This is a genomic window from Pseudomonas sp. RGM 3321, from assembly GCF_022836805.1.
Classification (GTDB): Bacteria; Pseudomonadota; Gammaproteobacteria; order Pseudomonadales; family Pseudomonadaceae; genus Aquipseudomonas.
The window spans coordinates 44,487-64,121 of record NZ_JALHBH010000120.1 but is presented as its reverse complement, the minus strand read 5'-3'; the positions used below and the strand labels follow the sequence as shown (position 1 = coordinate 64,121).

Here is a 19,635-nt window from a genome sequence, read left to right as displayed (position 1 = left end):
GGCAACCGCCCGACCGATCGGTAATCGGTCGGCCGGTTGCCTTTTACCTTGAAGCCCTTCTCAGGACCTCGTCTCAAGGCCGGTTCGCAACCTCCCGATCCGTATCCGCCTGACTGAACGCCCCTGTATCGCTGCGTCGACGTCACGCTCAAGTCTTGTCCCAGCTTCCCACGACAGACAGTCGCCCATGGATGCTCTAATTTTTGCGGCGTGTGGGAAGCACGGCGAACGGGAAGTTTCGTGTGTGTATCGAAGGACCGCAGCCCTTTGTTGCTGCGGCTCTCATCATACCTGCGCCCGGACCCCGCTCTGTCTTCGAGTTTCGAAGCCCCTCCGTTTTTATCGTGCGAAACACTGTTTGCGACTCCGTGCTCCAGAGTCGTCGACCCTCTCCGAAATGATAAACAGCAGGTTACTCGATGCACTTCAGCGAATTGATGGCAGTTCTTTCCACGCACGCTATCCGTCTTCAACAGGAAGAAGACGATCTGGTGATTCTCGGTGACGACGAGGGGCTGGACAGTGCCACTCTTGAAAGCCTGAGCGTGCACAAGGCGGAACTGCTTACGCTGGTGGCTCGAATGGGCGGTGACTGGCTCAGCCCGGCCTTTCGCATTACTGTCGACATGCTGCCGCTGGCCAATCTGAGCCAGGAAGCGATTGACAGAATCGTCGACGCGATACCGGGTGGGGCTGGCAATGTGCAGGACATCTACCCGCTGGCGCCCCTGCAGGAAGGCATTCTCTATCATCACCTGACGGCCGGGCAGGGCGACCCCTATGTGTTGCGGGCGTTGTTCGGAGCCGAAAGCCGCGAACGTCTCGACGACTTCGCCCAGGCACTGCAGGCGGTGATCGAACGCCATGACATCCTGCGCACGGCGATGGTCTGGGAAGGCCTCGAAGAACCGGTGCAAGTGGTGTTGCGCGAAGCAACGCTGGCCGTGGATGAGCTGACGCTGGACGCGGCTGGCGGCGACATCGAAACCCAGTTGCACGAACGCTATGATCCCCGGCATTTCCGCCTCGATTTGCGCCAGGCCCCGTTGATGCGCATGGTGTGCGCTGAAGATCCGGCCAACGCGCGCTGGGTCGCTATCCTGCTGTTCCACCACATCGCCATTGACCACGCTGCGCTGGACCTGGTGAAGCATGAGATGCAGGCGTTTCTGCTCGGCGAAGGCCATGCCTTGCCCGAAGCAGTGCCTTATCGTAACTACGTGGCACAGGTCCGACTGGGTGTCGGGGCTGATGCTCATGAAGGTTTTTTCCGCGAGATGCTGGCCGACATCGATGAGCCGACGCTGCCGTTCGGCGTGCTCGAAACGCCGGGCGGCGACTCACTGATCGAAGATGTGCACCTGCCCGTCGATGACGCATTGAGCGCGCGTCTGCGGACCCAGGCCCGACAGCTTGGGGTCAGCGCCGCGAGTCTGCATCACCTCGCCTGGGCGCGGGTGGTGGGTGCACTGTCGGGCAAATCGGATGTGGTTTTCGGCACGGTGCTGATGGGCCGGATGCAGGGCGGCGACGGCGCCGACCGGGCGTTGGGCATGTTCATCAACACCTTGCCGTTGCGGGTCAGGCTCGAAGGGCATGCGGTGCGTGAAGGGGTCAGAACCACTCATGCACGGCTGACTGCCTTGCTCGGTCATGAACATGCGTCGCTGGCCCAGGCCCAGCGTTGCAGCGGCGTTGCCGCACCGGCGCCGTTGTTCAATTCGCTGCTCAATTACCGTCACAGTGCCAGCGAATCGGTGGCTTCGGCCGAAGCGCTCCAGGCCTGGAAAGGCTTGCAGAGTCTGGGCAGCGAGGAGCAGAGCACATACCCGATCACGCTGTCGGTGGATGACCTGGGCCAGGGCTTCAGCCTGACGGTTCAAGCCCTGGCGCAGATCGGTGCACAGCGTATCGGCGAGTACATGTTGACGGCACTCGGCGCGCTGGTAGAGGCGCTGGAGCAGCAGCCGCAAACCCCGTTGCAGCGTCTGCAAGTCCTCTCTGCAGCCGAACGCCAGCAAGTGCTGCACGACTTCAATGACACGGCACGCGAATACCCACGCAACAGCAGCCTGCAGGAACTTTTCGAACAACAAGTGGCGACGCAGCCTGATGCACTGGCTGCTGTGCAGAATGACCAGTGCCTGACGTACCGGGAACTGAACGGTCGCGCCAACGCGCTGGCCCGTCACCTGGTCGACCTCGGTGTGCAACCGGGCGAGCGGGTGGCATTGCTGCTGGAGCGCTCCCTTGATCTGCTGGCCGGTCAGTTGGCGATTATCAAATGCGGGGCGGCGTATGTGCCGCTGGACAGCAAAGCCCCCGCCGAACGTCAAGCGTTCATGCTGCAAGACTGCGGTGCGCGGCAGGTGCTGACGCTGGCTCGCCATGACCTGCCTGAAGGCATCCAGCGGATTGACCTTGACCTGCTGCAACTGCCAAGCGATGCGCCCAACCCGGAATCATCAACCTCCGCCGAGTCGGTGGCTTACATCATGTACACCTCCGGTTCCACCGGTATGCCCAAAGGCGTATTGGTGCCGCACCGTGCTGTCAGCCGCCTGGTCATCAACAACGGTTACGCTGACTTCAATGCACAGGATCGTGTAGCGTTCGCCTCAAACCCGGCTTTCGACGCCAGCACCCTGGATGTATGGGCGCCACTGCTCAATGGCGGCTGCGTGGTTGTGGTGGAGCAGTCGGTATTGCTGTCTCTGGACGAGTTCCGCGCGCTGCTGCTGTCCCAGTCGGTCAGCGTGCTGTGGATGACCGCGGGCCTGTTCCATCAGTATGCCGACGGCCTGATGGAGGCCTTCGCCAAATTGCGCTACCTGATCGTCGGTGGTGATGTGCTGGACCCGGCGGTAATCGCTCGGGTATTAAAAGAAGGCACACCGCAACACTTGCTCAATGGCTACGGCCCGACCGAAGCGACGACCTTTTCCACGACCCATGAGATCACCTCGGTCGGCAACGGCGGTATTCCTGTCGGTCGCCCGATTGGCAACAGTCAGGTCTATGTGCTCGATACCCTGCGCCAACCGGTGGCCGTTGGCGTGGTCGGGGAGCTGTATATAGGCGGGCAGGGCGTGGCCAAGGGTTACCTGAACCGTCCGGAGCTGAACGCCACCCAGTTTGTCGCCAACCCTTTCAGCGACGACGCTGGAGCCCTGCTGTACCGCACTGGCGACCTTGGCCGCTGGAACGCAGACGGGATTGTCGAGTATCTGGGCCGTAACGACGACCAGGTGAAAATCCGTGGTTTCCGTATCGAACTGGGTGAAATCGAAGCACGTCTGGTGGAATGCTTTGGCGTCAGAGAGGCCGTGGTGCTGGCCCGCCAGGACGAATCTGCACACAAACGCCTGGTGGCGTACGTGGTCGGCGAAGACAACAGCGCTTTGTCAGCGGTCGAACTGCGCCGCGAGTTGGCGGCGTCGCTCGCCGAATACATGGTGCCAAGCGCCTTTATGGTGCTGGATTCGTTCCCGCTGACCGCCAACGGCAAGCTTGATCGCCGAGCCCTGCCGGTACCGGACGCTGACGCCTATGCCAGCCGTGAATTCGAGGCTCCCGAGGGTGAAGTGGAAATCGCCCTGGCGCGCCTGTGGTCCGAACTGCTCAACGTTGAACGCGTCGGTCGCCACGATCACTTCTTTGAGCTCGGCGGGCATTCGCTACTGGCCGTCAGCCTTATCGAACGCATGCGCCTGGCGGGGCTGAGCGCCGATGTACGCGTGCTGTTCAGCCAGCCCACGTTGGCCGCACTGGCCGCCGCCGTCGGCGCAGGCCGTGAAATCAATGTACCGGCCAACCTGATTGGCCAAGGCTGCGAGCGCATCACTCCAGAGCTGTTGCCGCTGGCAAGTCTGACCCAGGTGCAGATCGACCAGGTGGTGGCCAGCGTGCCCGGCGGCGTGGCGAATGTTCAGGATATCTACGCGCTGGCGCCGTTGCAGGAAGGCATTCTTTATCACCACATGGCAGCCGAGGTCGGCGACCCCTATGTGTTGCAGAGCCAGTTCGCCTTTGATAACCGCGAGCGCCTGGACGCCTTCGTTCAGGCTTTGCAGATGGTTATCGACCGTCATGACATTCTGCGTACCGGTGTGGTCTGGGACGGTCTGGACTCACCGGTGCAAGTGGTCTGGCGCGAAGCGCGGTTGCACCTTGAAGGTCTTGAGCTTGACCCGGCAGACGGTGAGATCGGCGCGCAACTGCATAGCCGCTTCGACCCGCGTCACTACTGCCTCGATATGACTCAGGCGCCACTGATGCGCCTGGTCTACGCCGAGGATCCGCTCAATCAGCGAATCACCGCGATGCTGCTGTTCCATCATATGGCCCTGGATCATATGGCCATGGAGGTGGTGCAGCATGAAATGCAAGCCTGGCTGCTCGGCGAGAGCGAAACCCTGTCGGCGCCAGTGCCATACCGCAACTACGTGGCTCAGGCGCGGCTGGGTGTCAGCCAGGCTGATCATGAAGTGTTTTTCCGCGACATGCTGGGTGATATCGACGAGCCGACGCTGCCGTTCGGCCTGCAGGATGTGCAGGGCGACGGGCGTGATATAGAAGAAGCCGTCCTTGCCGTGGATAGCCAGCTGAACCTGCGCCTGCGTGCTCAGGCCCGACAACAAGGGGTGAGTGCCGCCAGTCTGGTGCACCTGGCCTGGGCCCAGGTGCTGGGCAAGGTTTCCGATCGTCGCGATGTGGTGTTCGGCACCGTACTGCTGGGCCGTATGCAGGCCGGCGAAGGCGCTGACAGGGCGCTGGGAATGTTCATCAATACCTTGCCGCTGCGGGTCGCCGTAGGCGGGCAAGGGGTACGCGCCGGGGTCAAGGCAACACACGCGCAACTTACCGCATTGCTCGCTCACGAACATGCCTCACTGGCGCTGGCCCAGCGGTGCAGCGGTGTAGCCGCACCAACGCCACTGTTCAGCGCACTGCTCAATTACCGCCACAGCGCGGTGGGCAGTGCTGCAGAACAAACTGCCCAGGCCTGGCAGGGTATCCAAGCCCTGAACAGTGAAGAACGCACCAACTATCCATTGACCTTGAACGTCGATGACGTCGGTGACGGTTTCAAATTGACCGCGCTGGCGGCGACCACGGTCGGTGCGCAGCGAGTGTGTGGCTATATGCACACGGCGCTGGAACAACTGGTGGACGCTCTTGAGTTAATGCCACAAGCGTCGTTGCAAAGTTTGTCGATTCTGCCAGCTGTCGAGCGTGATCAGTTGCTGGTGGATTTTAATGACACCGCGCTGGATTACCCGCAACAGCAGACCATTCACGGGCTGTTCGAAGCGCAAGCCGAGCTCACCCCGCAGGCGCTGGCAGTGGTTTATAGTGAGCAGCGCCTGACGTATGGCGAGCTTAACGAGCAGGCCAACCGTCTGGCCCATGCCTTGCGCAAGCAGGGTGTGCAGCCGGATTCGCGGGTCGGGATCTGTGTAGAGCGCGGCATGGAGATGGTCGTCGGTTTGCTGGCGATCCTCAAGGCGGGCGGCGGTTACGTGCCGCTGGACCCGGCTTATCCAGCGGAACGTATTGCTTACATGTTGCAGGACAGCGCTTCGGCCGCAGTACTGGCTCAAACCGCTACTCAGGGCCTGCTGGCCGACGTTTCGGTACCTGTCATCAATCTTGATCTGAGCGATTGGCAGGACCAATCCGTCCAGAATCCGCAGGTGCCTGGTCTGACTTCTGCGCATCTGGCGTACCTGATCTACACCTCGGGTTCGACCGGTCTGCCGAAAGGCGTGATGATCGAACACCGCAACACCGTGAACTTCCTGACCTGGGCGCACACGGCTTTTGATGCGTCTGCCCTGGAAAAAACACTGTTTTCCACCTCGCTGAACTTCGACCTCGCAGTCTATGAGTGCTTTGCGCCGCTGACCTCGGGCGGCAGCATCGAAGTCGTCAAGAACGTGCTTGAACTGCAACACGGCGAGCACAATATCGGCCTGATCAACACCGTACCGTCGGCGCTCAAGGCCTTGCTGGACGTCGATGGTTTGCCGCCGTCGGTGCACACGGTGAACGTCGCCGGTGAAGCGCTGAAACGCAGCCTGGTGGAAGACCTGTTCGAAAAAACCGGCGTGCAGCGGCTGTGCAACCTCTACGGCCCTTCGGAAACCACCACCTACTCAAGCTGGGTAGCGATGGACCGTGAAGACGGCTTCGCAGCTCACATCGGCAAACCGGTCGGCAATACACAGTTCTACCTGCTGGACGAACAGCAACAGCCTGTGCCACTCGGCGTTGCCGGTGAGATCTACATCGGCGGTGCTGGCGTGGCCCGTGGCTACCTGAACCGTGACGACCTGACTGCCGAGCGTTTCCTCAAAGACCCGTTCAGTCAACAGCCTGCGGCACGCATGTACCGCACCGGCGACCTTGGTCGTTATCTGCCAGACGGCAATATCGAATACCTCGGTCGTAACGACGATCAGGTGAAAATCCGCGGCTTCCGTATCGAGCTCGGCGAGATCGATGCACGCCTGGCCAAACACCCGGCCGTCCATGAAGCGGTGGTTACCGCCCGTGAAGACGTCCCTGGTGAAAAACGTCTGGTGGCTTATTACACCTTGGCGACCGGAAACACCGTGGTCGACATCGATAACCTGCGCAGGCATTTGCAGGAAAAGCTGCCTGAGTACATGGTGCCGGCCATTTATGTGCGGCTTGAGGCCATGCCGCTGACCCCGAACGGCAAGCTCGACCGCAAGGTCCTGCCGGCACCGGACAGTGATGCACTGATCAAACGCGCCTACGAAGCTCCACAGGGTGAAACCGAAACGCAGATCGCGGCTATCTGGCAAGACCTGCTGGGCGTTGCCCAGGTTGGTCGTCACGACAACTTCTTCGAACTCGGCGGTCACTCGCTGCTGGCAGTCAGCCTGATCGGGCGTATGCGCCAGTTGGGCCTGAGCGCCGATGTGCGCGTGCTGTTCAGCCAGCCAACCCTGGCCGCACTGGCTGCTGCAGTTGGCGGTAGCACGGACATCGTGGTGCCGGCCAATCTGATCACCGAGGATTGCCAACGCATTACGCCTGATCTGCTGCCACTGGCCAGCCTGACCCAGGCGCAGATCGATCAGGTGGTCGCCACAGTGCCGGGCGGCGTGGCGAATGTGCAGGACATCTACCCGCTGGCACCGTTGCAGGAAGGCATTCTCTATCACCACATCGCCGCCGAGCAGGGCGATCCCTATGTGCTGCAGGCGCATTTCGCCTTTGAGGACCGCGCGTGCCTGGACGCTTTCGTCCAGGCTTTGCAGGCAGTTATCGATCGACACGACATTTTGCGCACCGGTGTAATCTGGAAAGGCCTGGACTCACCCGTGCAGGTGGTCTGGCGCCACGCACAATTGCCTCTTGAGATGTTGCAACTCGACCCGGCAGCCGGTGATGTCAGCGCGCAACTGCACGACCGCTTCGACCCGCGTCACCACCGCCTTGATGTCACTCAGGCACCGCTGATGCGCCTGGCCTATGCCGAAGACCCGCTGAATCAGCGCATCTGCGCGATGTTGCTGTTCCATCACATGGTCCTCGATAACATGGCGATGGCCGTGGTACAGCATGAAATGCAGGCCTGGTTGCTGGGCGAAGCTCAAAACCTGGCGACACCGGTGCCATACCGCAATTATGTGGCCCAGGCACGCCTGGGCGTCAGCCAGGCCGATCACGAAGCGTTTTTCCGCGACATGCTCGGTGATGTGGACGAGCCGACGCTGCCGTTCGGTCTGATCAATGTGCAGGGCGATGGCCTTGATATCGAGGAAGCCAACCTTGCGCTGGCCCCTCGGTTGAACCTGAGACTGCGCGCTCAGGCCCGACAACAGGGGGTGAGCACCGCCAGTCTGCTGCACCTGGCCTGGGCTCAGGTATTGAGCTCGGTTTCAAACAGGCAGGACGTGGTGTTCGGCACCGTTCTAATGGGCCGGATGCAGGCCGGGGAAGGCGCCGAGCGGGCATTGGGGATGTTCATCAACACCTTGCCGCTGCGGGTTTCGGTGGGCGGGAAAAGCGTGCGGGACGGGGTCAAGGCCACTCATGAACGTCTGACTGCCTTGCTGGGTCATGAGCATGCTTCACTGGCGCTGGCTCAGCGTTGCAGCGGCATTCCCGCACCAACGCCACTGTTCAGTTCGCTGCTCAACTATCGCCATAGTGCGCCTGGCAGCGTATCCGAGCGGGCAACCCAGGCCTGGCAGGGTATTCATACGCTGAACAGCGAAGAACGCACCAACTATCCATTGACCTTGAACGTCGATGACTCCGGTGAAGGCTTCAACCTGAACGTACTGGTCACCGGCGCCGTGGGTGCCAAACGGGTCTGCGCTTACATGCAGACCGTGCTGGAACATCTGGTGGATGCGCTTGAGCAGTCACCGTCTGCGGCCCTCGACAGCCTGTCGATCCTGCCTGCTGGCGAACGTGCGCAATTGCTGGTGGCGTTCAACGACACAGCAATGGCTTACCCGCAGCAGCAGACCATTCATGGCTTGTTCGAAGCACAGGTCGAGCGCACCCCGCAGGCGCTCGCAGTGGTTCACGGCGAACAGCGCCTGACGTATCGCGAACTCAACCAGCAGGCCAACCGCCTGGCCCATGCCTTGCGCAAGCAGGGCGTGCAGCCGGATTCCCGCGTCGGTATCTGTGTTGAACGCAGTGCCGAGATGGTCGTCGGTTTGCTGGCGATCCTCAAGGCGGGCGGTGGTTACGTGCCGCTGGATCCGGCTTATCCAGCGGAACGTATTGCCTACATGCTGCAGGACAGTGCGCCTGCCGCCGTGCTGGCGCAGTCGGCAACCGAGGCGCTGCTGGCCGACGTTTCGGTGCCTGTCATCAACCTTGATTTGGGCAACTGGCAGGACCAATCCGTCCAGAATTCGCTGGTGCCGGGGCTGACTTCTGCGCATCTGGCGTACCTGATCTACACCTCGGGTTCGACCGGCCTGCCGAAAGGCGTGATGATCGAACACCGCAACACCGTGAACTTCCTGACCTGGGCGCATAGCGCTTTCGACGCCGGGACAGCCACTTCGGCACTGGAAAAAATGCTGTTCTCCACCTCATTGAACTTCGACCTGGCGGTCTACGAGTGTTTTGCGCCGCTGACCTCGGGCGGCAGTATCGAAGTCGTCAAGAACTTTCTGGAACTGCAACATGGCGAGCACGATATCGGCCTGATCAACACCGTACCGTCAGCGCTCAAGGCCTTGCTGGAAGTCGATGGCTTGCCGACGTCGGTCCATACCGTGAACGTGGCGGGTGAAGCGCTGAAACGCAGCCTGGTGGAATCGCTGTTCGAGAAAACCGGCGTCCGGCGCCTGTGCAACCTCTACGGGCCTTCGGAAACCACCACCTATTCAAGCTGGGTCGCGATGGATCGCGAAGACGGCTTCGCTGCGCACATCGGCAAACCGGTCGGCAATACGCAGTTCTACCTGCTGGATGAACAGCAACAGCCCGTTCCGCTGGGCGTTGTGGGCGAGATCTACATCGGCGGGGCCGGTGTGGCGCGCGGTTATCTGAACCGTGACGACCTGACTGCCGAGCGCTTCCTTACGGATCCGTTCAGTCAGCAGCCAGCAGCACGTATGTACCGCACCGGCGACCTTGGCCGTTATTTGCCAGACGGCAATATCGAATACCTGGGTCGTAACGACGATCAGGTGAAAATCCGTGGCTTCCGCATCGAACTGGGCGAGATCGATGCACGCCTGGCCAAACACCCGGCGGTCCATGAAGCGGTAGTCACCGCCCGTGAGGACATTCCGGGCGACAAACGCCTGGTGGCTTATTACACCGTTCAGGCAGCTCACACTGAGCCGGACATCGACAGCCTGCGCGGCTGGCTGCAGGAACAACTGCCGGCCCACATGATCCCGGCGGCCTATGTGCTGCTCGATGCAATGCCGCTGACCCCGAACGGCAAACTCGACCGCAAGGCCCTTCCCGCACCGGACGGCGATGCACTGATCCGTGGCGGCTACGAGGCGCCACAAGGCACAGCCGAAATCACTCTGGCGAAGATCTGGAGCGACTTGCTCAACATCGAACGTGTCGGTCGCCACGACCACTTCTTTGAACTGGGCGGCCATTCGCTGCTGGCAGTGAGCCTGATTGAACGTATGCGCCAGGCCGGCCTGAGTGCCAACGTGCGTACATTGTTCAGCCAGCCGACCCTCGCGGCACTGGCTGCAGCGGCAGGCGCGGTCGACGAGCTGGTGATCCCGGCCAACCGCATTCCAGCCGACTGCCAGAAAATCACCCCGGACATGCTGCCGTTGATCGACCTGAGTCAGGAGCAGATCGACCAGGTGACGGCCTGCGTGCCCGGCGGCGCAGCGAACGTGCAGGACATCTACCCGTTGGCGCCGTTGCAGGAAGGCATTCTCTACCACCACATCAGCGCCGAACGGGGCGACCCCTATGTGTTGCAGGCGCAGTTTGCCTTTGACAGCCGCGCACACGTGGATACCTTCGCCAAAGCGCTGCAAATGGTCATCGACCGCCATGACATTCTGCGCACGTCCATGCACTGGGAAAGCCTTGATGAACCGTTGCAGGTGGTCTGGCGCCAGGTCGAGCTAAGCGTCGAAGAGGTTGAGTTCAACTCTTGCCTCGGTGAGATATCCCGTCAGTTGCAAGATCACCTCGACCCGAGCCAGGTACGCCTGGACGTCCGCCAGGCACCCTTGATGCGCCTGGTATGCACCCTGGACAGCGGCAATGAACGCTGGCTGGCGACCTTGATGTTCCACCACATGATCCTTGACCACACCGCACTGGATCAGGTGAAGCATGAAATGCAGGCCTGCCTGCTCGGTCAGGCCGAGCAACTCGGCGACTCCATTCCCTACCGCAATTATGTCGCTCAGGCCCGACAAGGCCTGAACGAACAGGATCACGAGCAGTTCTTCCAGGACATGCTCGGCGACATCGACGAGCCGACGCTGCCGTTCGGCCTGCACGATGTGCAAGGCGACGGCAGCGCTCTCGATCATGCCCGTCTACAGCTGGACGGCGCTTTGAACCAACGCCTGAGAGTTCAGGCGCGGCAACTTGGGGTCAGTGCGGCAAGCCTGATCCACCTGGCGTTCGCGCAAATGCTGGGCCGCGTCAGCGGACGTGAACACGTGGTGTTCGGCACCATCCTGATGGGCCGCATGCAGAGCGGACGAGGTGCCGAACGAGCACTTGGCATGTTCATCAACACCTTGCCGCTACGGATAGACCTGGGCGACCAGGGCGTGCGTGACGGGGTCAAGGCCACGCACCAGCGCTTGATCGGGCTGCTCGGGCATGAACATGCGTCACTGGCGCTGGCCCAGCGTTGCAGTGGCGTGGTCGCACCGACGCCGCTGTTCAGCGCCTTACTCAATTATAGGCATAGCAACGTTGCCGTGACCGATGAGGCACTGACGGCGTGGAGTGGCATGCAGTCGTTGGGGATGGCCGATGAAGAACGCACCAACTACCCATTGACCGTCAACATCGACGATACGGGTGAAGGTTTTCTGTTCACCTCGCTGGTAACGGCGAGTATCAGCGCGCAGCGTGTGTGTGACTATTTTCAGCTGGCTGTAGAGGGGCTGGTCGATGCGCTGGAACAGGCACCGCAAACCCCGCTGCACGCTATTTCGATATTGCCGCTCAGCGAGCGTAAGCAGTTGCTCGAACAGTGGAACGAGCCCGGCAAGACCAGTGCACACGAAACACCGATCCACCAGCAATTCGAAGCCCATGCAGCAGAACGACAAGACGCCGTGGCGCTGGTGTTTGAAGATCAGACCCTGAGCTACGGCGAACTCAACGCCCGCGCCAACCAGGTTGCCCATCGCTTGCTGGCATTGGGTGTGCGCCCGGATGATCGCGTGGCGATCTGCGTCGAACGTGGCCCGGCGATGATTATCGGCTTGCTGGGCATCCTCAAATCCGGCGCCGGTTATGTGCCACTGGACCCGGCTTATCCGCTGGAGCGCCTGACCTACACCCTCGGCGACAGCACGCCGGTCGCACTGTTGAGCCAGCAGTCCGTGCAGCAGGCCTTGCCAGTGACGGAACTGCCAATCATCAGTCTTGACGATTCCGACTTGCAGGACGAATCCGTCTGCAACCCCGAGGTAGCGGGGCTGACGGCTGCGAGCCTGGCCTACGTCATCTACACCTCCGGCTCCACCGGTCTGCCCAAGGGCGTGATGGTCGAGCACCGCAACGTTGCGCGGCTGTTTTCGTCCACCGAAGAGTGGTTCGGTTTCAACGAAAAGGATATGTGGGCGCTGTTCCACTCGTTCGCCTTCGACTTCTCGGTTTGGGAAATCTGGGGCGCGCTGCTACATGGCGGACGTCTGTTGATCGTGCCGCAACTGGTCAGCCGCTCGCCGGAAGACTTCTACAGCCTGCTATGCGGCGCCGGGGTGACGGTGCTTAACCAGACGCCAAGTGCGTTCCGCCAACTGATTGCCGCCCAGGCTGAGAACCCTCGGCCACATTCGCTGCGCCAGGTGATTTTCGGCGGCGAAGCACTGGAAACGGCGATGCTCAAGCCGTGGTACGCCCGCAACGTGAATGCCGAGACACAACTGGTGAACATGTACGGCATCACCGAAACCACGGTACACGTCACCTACTATCCGTTGCAGGCCGAAGATGCACAGCGTATCGGTGCCAGCCCGATTGGCAGGCGCATTCCCGATTTGCAACTGTATGTCCTCGACACCCATGGCGAGCCGGTGCCGGTCGGCGTGGTCGGCGAGTTGTATGTCGGCGGTGCTGGTGTAGCGCGTGGCTACCTGAACCGCGAAGCACTGACGGCCGAGCGTTTCATCGATAACCCGTTCAATACGGCGCCGGGTGCGCGCCTGTACCGCACCGGTGACCTGGGCCGCTGGCTGGCCGATGGCAGCCTTGAGTACTTGGGACGGAACGACGAACAGGTCAAGATTCGCGGCTTCCGCATCGAGTTGGGCGAAATAGAAGCACAACTCTGCGCGTGTGACGGTGTACAGGATGCCCTGGTGCTGGTGCGTGAGGACGAACCAGGCGACAAACGTCTGGTGGCGTATATCATCGGTACCGCGGACGTCGAGCTGGACGCCACCCGATTGCGCGAGCAACTGCGCCTGTCGCTGGCCGAATACATGCTGCCTAGCGCTTTTGTCAGCCTGTTGAGTTTCCCGCTGACGGCCAACGGCAAGCTCGACCGCAAGGCTTTGCCTGCGCCTGACCGCTCGGCGGTGGCCAGTCGCGGCTACGAAGCGCCCGAGGGCGACACCGAGATGGCCATTGCACGGATCTGGCAAGACCTGCTGCAACTGGAGCAGGTCGGCCGGCATGACCATTTCTTCGAACTGGGCGGTCACTCGCTGCTGGCCGTGAAATTGATCGAGCGCATGCGCCAGATCGATCTGGTTGCCGACGTGCGCGTGCTGTTCAGCCAGCCGAGCCTGTCTGCCCTGGCGCAGGCGGTGGGCGGCAAGGGGGCCGTCGAGGTACCCGCCAACCTTATTCCCGCCAACTGCGAACGCATCACCCCGGACATGCTGCCGCTGGTGTCACTGAGCCAGGACGACATAGAACGTGTAGTAGCCAGCGTGCCCGGCGGTCTGGCCAACGTGCAGGACATCTACGCGCTGGCGCCGTTGCAGGAGGGGATTTTGTATCACCACCTTGCCGCGGCCGAGGGTGATCCATACCTGCAATACGCACTGTTTGCCTTTGACAGCATCGAGCGTCTGCACAGTTTCGCCGAGGCCCTGCAAGGCGTGATCGCCCGGCACGATATCCTGCGCACTGCGGTGCTTTGGGAGCGTCTCGATTCCCCGGTGCAAGTGGTCTGGCGTGAAGCGACTCTGGGTCTGGATGAACAGCTGCTGGACCCGGCCGATGGCGATATCACCGAACAATTGCTCAAGCGCCTGGACCCGCGTAACACGCGCCTGGACATCCGTCAGGCGCCGATGCTGCGCATCGGCTACGCACAGGACGCGGCGAACAACCGCTGGCTGGGCATGCTGTTGTTCCATCATTTGGTGGACGATGCCACCTCGCTGCGCATTCTGAGCAGCGAAATAGAGGCGCACATGCTCGGTCAGCAAGCCTCGCTGCCGCCGTCCGTGCCTTATCGCAACTACGTGGCCCAGGCCATGCTCGGCGTCAGCCTTGAAGAGCACGAGGCGTTTTTCCGCGACATGCTCAGTGACCTCGATGAGCCGACGCTGCCGTTCGGCCTGCAGGACGTGCAGGGCGACGGGCGCGGTATCGAGGAAGTACGCCAGTTGGTCGACATCGACCTGAGCCGCCGCCTGCGCGTGCAGGCCCGACAGCTCGGGGTCAGCTCCGCCAGTCTTTATCACCTGGCCTGGGCCCGTGTACTGGGCGCAGCATCCGGCAAGGACGATGTGGTGTTCGGCACCGTATTGCTCGGCCGCCTGCAAGGTGGTGCCGGGTCTGACCGGGCGCTGGGGATGTTCATCAACACCTTGCCGTTGCGTGTCACGCTGGGCGAGCAGGGCGTGCGCAGCGGTCTGAAGGCTACCCACGCACGACTCAGCGGGCTGCTGGCCCATGAGCATGCCTCGCTGGTACTGGCCCAACGTTGCAGTGGTGTACCCGCTTCGACGCCATTGTTCAGCTCGCTGCTCAACTTCCGCCATACCGGTGATCTCGACGCAAGCGATCAGGCGCTGGTCGCCTGGGAAGGCATTCAGGCGCTGCACGGCGAAGAACGCACCAACTACCCGCTGACCTTGTGCGTGGATGATCTGGGCGAAGGTTTCGCTCTGACCGTGATGGCCGAAGGGCAGATCGGTGCCAAACGCGTGTGTACCTACATGCACTGTGTGCTGGAAAATCTGGTGCAAGCACTGGAACAGACCCCGGATGCTGCGCTGGGAGCGCTGAATATCCTGCCCGCGATCGAGCGCCAGCAACTGCTGGAGAGCTGGAACACCCCGCATGCCCTGCAGGCCGACGACGCCCTGATTCACCGTACCTTCGAAGCCTGGGTGGTGGCGCAGCCGAATGCCGTGGCCCTGCATTATGACGACCGCACCCTGACCTATGCCGAGTTGAACACCCGCGCCAATCAGGTAGCCCATTACTTGCTGGGCCTGGGTGTGCAGCCGGACGACCTAGTGGCGATCTGTGTCGAGCGCAGCCTGGAAATGATTGTCGGTCTGCTTGGGGTTCTCAAGTCCGGGGCGGGTTACGTGCCTATTGACCCGGCCTATCCGGCCGAGCGTATCGCCTACCAGTTGCAGGACAGCGCACCGATGGCGGTGCTGGCCGATGCTGCAGGGCTGGCGCGTCTGGGCACATTCGACGGCCCATGCGTAGATCTGCACAGTCCGGCGTTGCAGGCACAACCGGGTCACAATCCACAACTGACCGGGCTCAGCCCGCGCCACCTGGCTTACGTTATCTACACCTCCGGTTCGACCGGCCTGCCCAAGGGCGTAATGGTCGAGCACCGCAACGTGGCCCGGCTGTTCTCGGCCACCCAGAGCTGGTTTGGCTTCAACGAGCAGGATGTCTGGGCGTTGTTCCATTCATTCGCCTTCGACTTCTCGGTCTGGGAAATCTGGGGTGCGCTGTTGCACGGCGGGCGTTTGCTGATCGTGCCGCAGCTGGTCAGCCGCTCCCCGCAAGACTGCTACGCACTGTTGTGCAACGCAGAAGTGACAGTGCTCAACCAGACTCCGAGCGCGTTCCGCCAGTTGCTCAACGCACAGGGCGAGAGCGATCAGCGGCACTCGTTGCGCAAGGTTATTTTTGGCGGCGAAGCGCTGGACACCGGGATGCTCAAGCCGTGGTACGCCAGGGTGATCAACGCCGGTACGCAACTGGTGAACATGTATGGCATCACCGAAACCACGGTGCATGTGACCTATCAGCCCTTGGTGGCGGCAGATGCGCAGCGTTCAGGCGTGAGCCCTATTGGTGTGCGCATTCCCGATTTGCAGTTGTATGTACTTGATGCACGCCGCGAGCCGGTGCCGGTGGGTGTGGTCGGCGAGTTGTATGTCGGCGGCGCCGGCGTTGCGCGGGGCTACTTGAACCGTGAAGCGCTGACGGCCGAGCGTTTCCTGGCGAATCCGTTCAGCAAGGAGCCTCAGGCGCGCCTGTACCGAACCGGCGACCTGGGTCGCTGGATGGCCGATGGCAGTCTCGACTACCTGGGCCGCAACGACGACCAGGTGAAGATCCGTGGTTTCCGTATCGAGCTGGGCGAAATTCAAGCCGTGCTGGCCGCCTGCAACACGGTCCGCGAAGCGCTGGTGCTGGTCCGCGAAGATCAACCGGGCGACAAGCGCCTGGTGGCCTATGTGATCGCTGCGCCCGGCCACGAAATCGTGGCGGCTGACTTGCGTGCGCAGTTGCTGCTGTCCCTGGCCGACTACATGGTGCCCAGTGCTTTTGTAGCCCTGGACAGCTTCCCGCTGACCGCCAACGGCAAGCTCGACCAAAAGGCGTTGCCTGCACCGGATGCTCAGGCGCTGGCAATGCGCGAATACGCGCCGCCAGAGGGCGACGTCGAGATCGCCATCGCACAGATCTGGCAGTCTCTGCTGCAAGTGCCGCAGGTTGGCCGCCACGATCATTTCTTCGAGCTGGGCGGGCATTCGCTGCTGGCCGTCAAACTGATCGAGCGCATGCGCCAGATCGACCTCTCGGCTGACGTGCGCGTGCTGTTCAGCCAGCCGACCCTGGCCGCACTCGCCGCGGCGGTGGGCGGGTACACAGAAGTACAGGTGCCGGATAACCTGATCGTACCGGGCTGCGAGCGTATTACCCCGGACATGCTGCCGCTGGCTGATCTGGATCAGGCAGGGATTGATCGCGTTGTGGCGAGCGTGCCGGGCGGCCTGGCCAACATCCAGGACATCTACGCTCTGGCCCCATTGCAGGAAGGCATTCTCTATCACCACCTGGCCGCGGATGAAGGTGACCCCTACGTCTTGCAGATGCTCTTCGCCTTCGATGATCGCGAGTGCCTGGCTGGTTTCGCCGCGGCCTTGCAGAGCGTGGTCGAACGCCACGATATCCTGCGTACCAGTGTGGTCTGGGAAGGGCTTGAGCAGCCGGTACAGGTGGTATGGCGCAACGCGAAACTGAGCCTGGAAGAGGTGGCCATCGATCCGCTCGACGGTGACGTGCTGACACGACTGCGCGAGCGTTTTGACCCGCGTCACTATCGCCTGGACATCGGCCAGGCGCCGCTGATGCGCATCGCCTACGCCGAGGACAACACCCACCAGCGTCTGGTCGGCATGTTGCTGTTCCACCATCTGGCGCTGGATCACACCTCGCTGGAAGTGGTGGTGGAGGAAATGCAGGCCAGCCTGCAGGGCAAGGTCGAGCAATTGCCGGCCCCGGTGCCTTATCGCAACCATGTGGCACAGGCGCGTCTGGGTATCAGCAAGGCCGAGCACGAAGCGTTTTTCCGCGACATGCTCGGCGACATCGACGAACCGACCCTGGCTTACGGCATACAGGACGTGCAGGGCGATGGCAGTGGCATCGAGGAAGTGCGTCAGTTACTCGACAGCCAACTGAGCAGCCGTATACGCAGCATTGCGCGGCAGTTGGGGGTCAGCGCTGCAAGCCTTGCCCACCTGGCATGGGCTCAGGTGACAGGTCGGGTCGCGGGGCGCGAAGAAGTCGTGTTCGGCACCGTATTGATGGGCAGGATGCAGGGTGGCAACGGTGCCGACCGGGCGCTGGGCATGTTCATCAATACCTTGCCGCTGCGCATCAGCGTCGGCAGCCAGACCGCTCTGGCGGCGGTCAAGGTCACTCACCAGCGCCTGTCTGCGCTGCTGGGGCATGAGCATGCCTCGCTGTCGCTGGCCCAGCGCTGCAGCGGCGTACCGAGTTCGCTGCCGCTGTTCAGCACCTTGCTCAACTACCGCCACAGCAACAACGGTGCGGCATCGAGCGAAACATTGTCAGCCTGGCAGGGCATTCAGACCCTGAGCATGGAGGAACGCACCAACTATCCGTTGTGCCTGAACGTCGATGACCTGGGCGATGACTTCATGCTCACCATTCAGGCCGTCAAGCAAATCAGTACCACGCGCATCGGCGAGTACATGCAGGTTGCATTGCGCAGCCTGGTGGAAGCGCTGGAACACACGCCGCATGCCGCACTGAACAGCCTGTCGATACTGCCGGACGATGAGCGCGAGCTGTTGCTGGCGGGCTTCAATGACACCGCCCATCCTTATCCTCGCGATGTGTTGATTCACCAACTGATCGAACAACAGGCTGCTCAGCGTCCGGATGCCTGCGCCGTGCGCGGCGATAGCGGGCCGTTGCTCACTTACGCCGAACTCAACCAACAGGCCAACCAGCTCGCCCATCGCCTGATCGAACTGGGCGTGGAACCCGACTCGCGGGTTGCGGTAAGCCTGCGGCGCGGCGCGGAAATGGTCGTGGCGCTGTTGGGTATCCTCAAGGCCGGTGGCGCCTATGTGCCAATCGATCCTGACCTGCCGAGCGCGCGTCAGGCCTATATGCTTGAGGACAGCTCGCCACAGGCAGTGCTGACCAGCAGCGATCTGCTTGCAGATCTGCCAGCCCTTAGCGTTCCGGTGCTGGTGCTCGATGGCCGCGATGACCTCGCGCAACTGGCCAGGCAGCCGAGCGGCAACCCGGATGCCAAGGCCCTGGGTCTGCAGCCCAATCATCTGGCCTATGTGCTGTACACCTCGGGTTCCACCGGCACGCCCAAAGGTGTGATGAACGAACACCTGGGTGTGGTCAACCGCCTGCTCTGGGCGCGTGACGCCTATCAGGTGAACAGTCAGGATCGCGTACTGCAAAAGACCCCGTTCGGTTTCGACGTGTCGGTCTGGGAGTTTTTCCTGCCGCTGCTGACCGGTGCCGAACTGGTCATGGCCCGTCCCGGTGGCCATCAGGATCCGGACTATCTGGCGCAGGTGATGAGTGACGCGGGTATTAGCCTGCTGCACTTCGTGCCCTCGATGCTCGACGTGTTTCTTGGACACCGCTCAACCCGCGACTTCCCTCAACTGCGCCGCGTGCTGTGCAGCGGCGAGGCCTTGCCCCGCGCGTTGCAGCGCCGCTTCGAGCAACAACTCAAGGGCGTGGAACTGCACAACCTGTATGGCCCGACCGAAGCGGCCATTGACGTTACCGCCTGGGAATGCCGCCCGACGGATCCGGGCGAAAGCGTGCCCATCGGCCGCCCGATTGCCAACATTCAGATGCACGTACTCGATGCCTTGGGCCAGCTGCAACCACTGGGTGTGGCCGGTGAGCTGCACATTGGCGGCATCGGCGTGGCGCGGGGCTACCTGAACCTGCCGGAGCTGAGTGCCGAGCGGTTCATCGCCGACCCGTTTTCCGACGACCTGCAGGCACGCCTGTACAAAACCGGCGACGTCGGTCGCTGGCTGGCCAATGGCGCACTGGAATACCTGGGCCGTAATGACTTTCAGGTGAAGATCCGCGGCTTGCGTATCGAAATCGGCGAAATCGAGGCCGCCCTGGCTAAACACCCGGCGGTCCACGAAGCGGTGGTCACTGCTCGCGAAGACATACCCGGCGACAAACGTCTGGTGGCTTACTACACGCAGTCTGCCG

At 62.0% G+C, this 19,635-nt stretch carries 1 protein-coding gene (cut by a window edge); it reads left to right on the top strand.

The annotated features are described in order from the left end of the window. Positions 1-419 precede the first annotated feature (419 nt). A protein-coding gene (gene sypC / locus RGM3321_RS24220; RefSeq protein ID WP_244395140.1) for a syringopeptin non-ribosomal peptide synthetase SypC crosses the window boundary here: on the top strand, positions 420-19,635 show its start. Its footprint extends 21,395 nt past the window's final position; the window shows 19,216 of its 40,611 coding nt (coding positions 1-19,216); its start codon is at positions 420-422; its stop codon lies beyond the right edge, outside the window.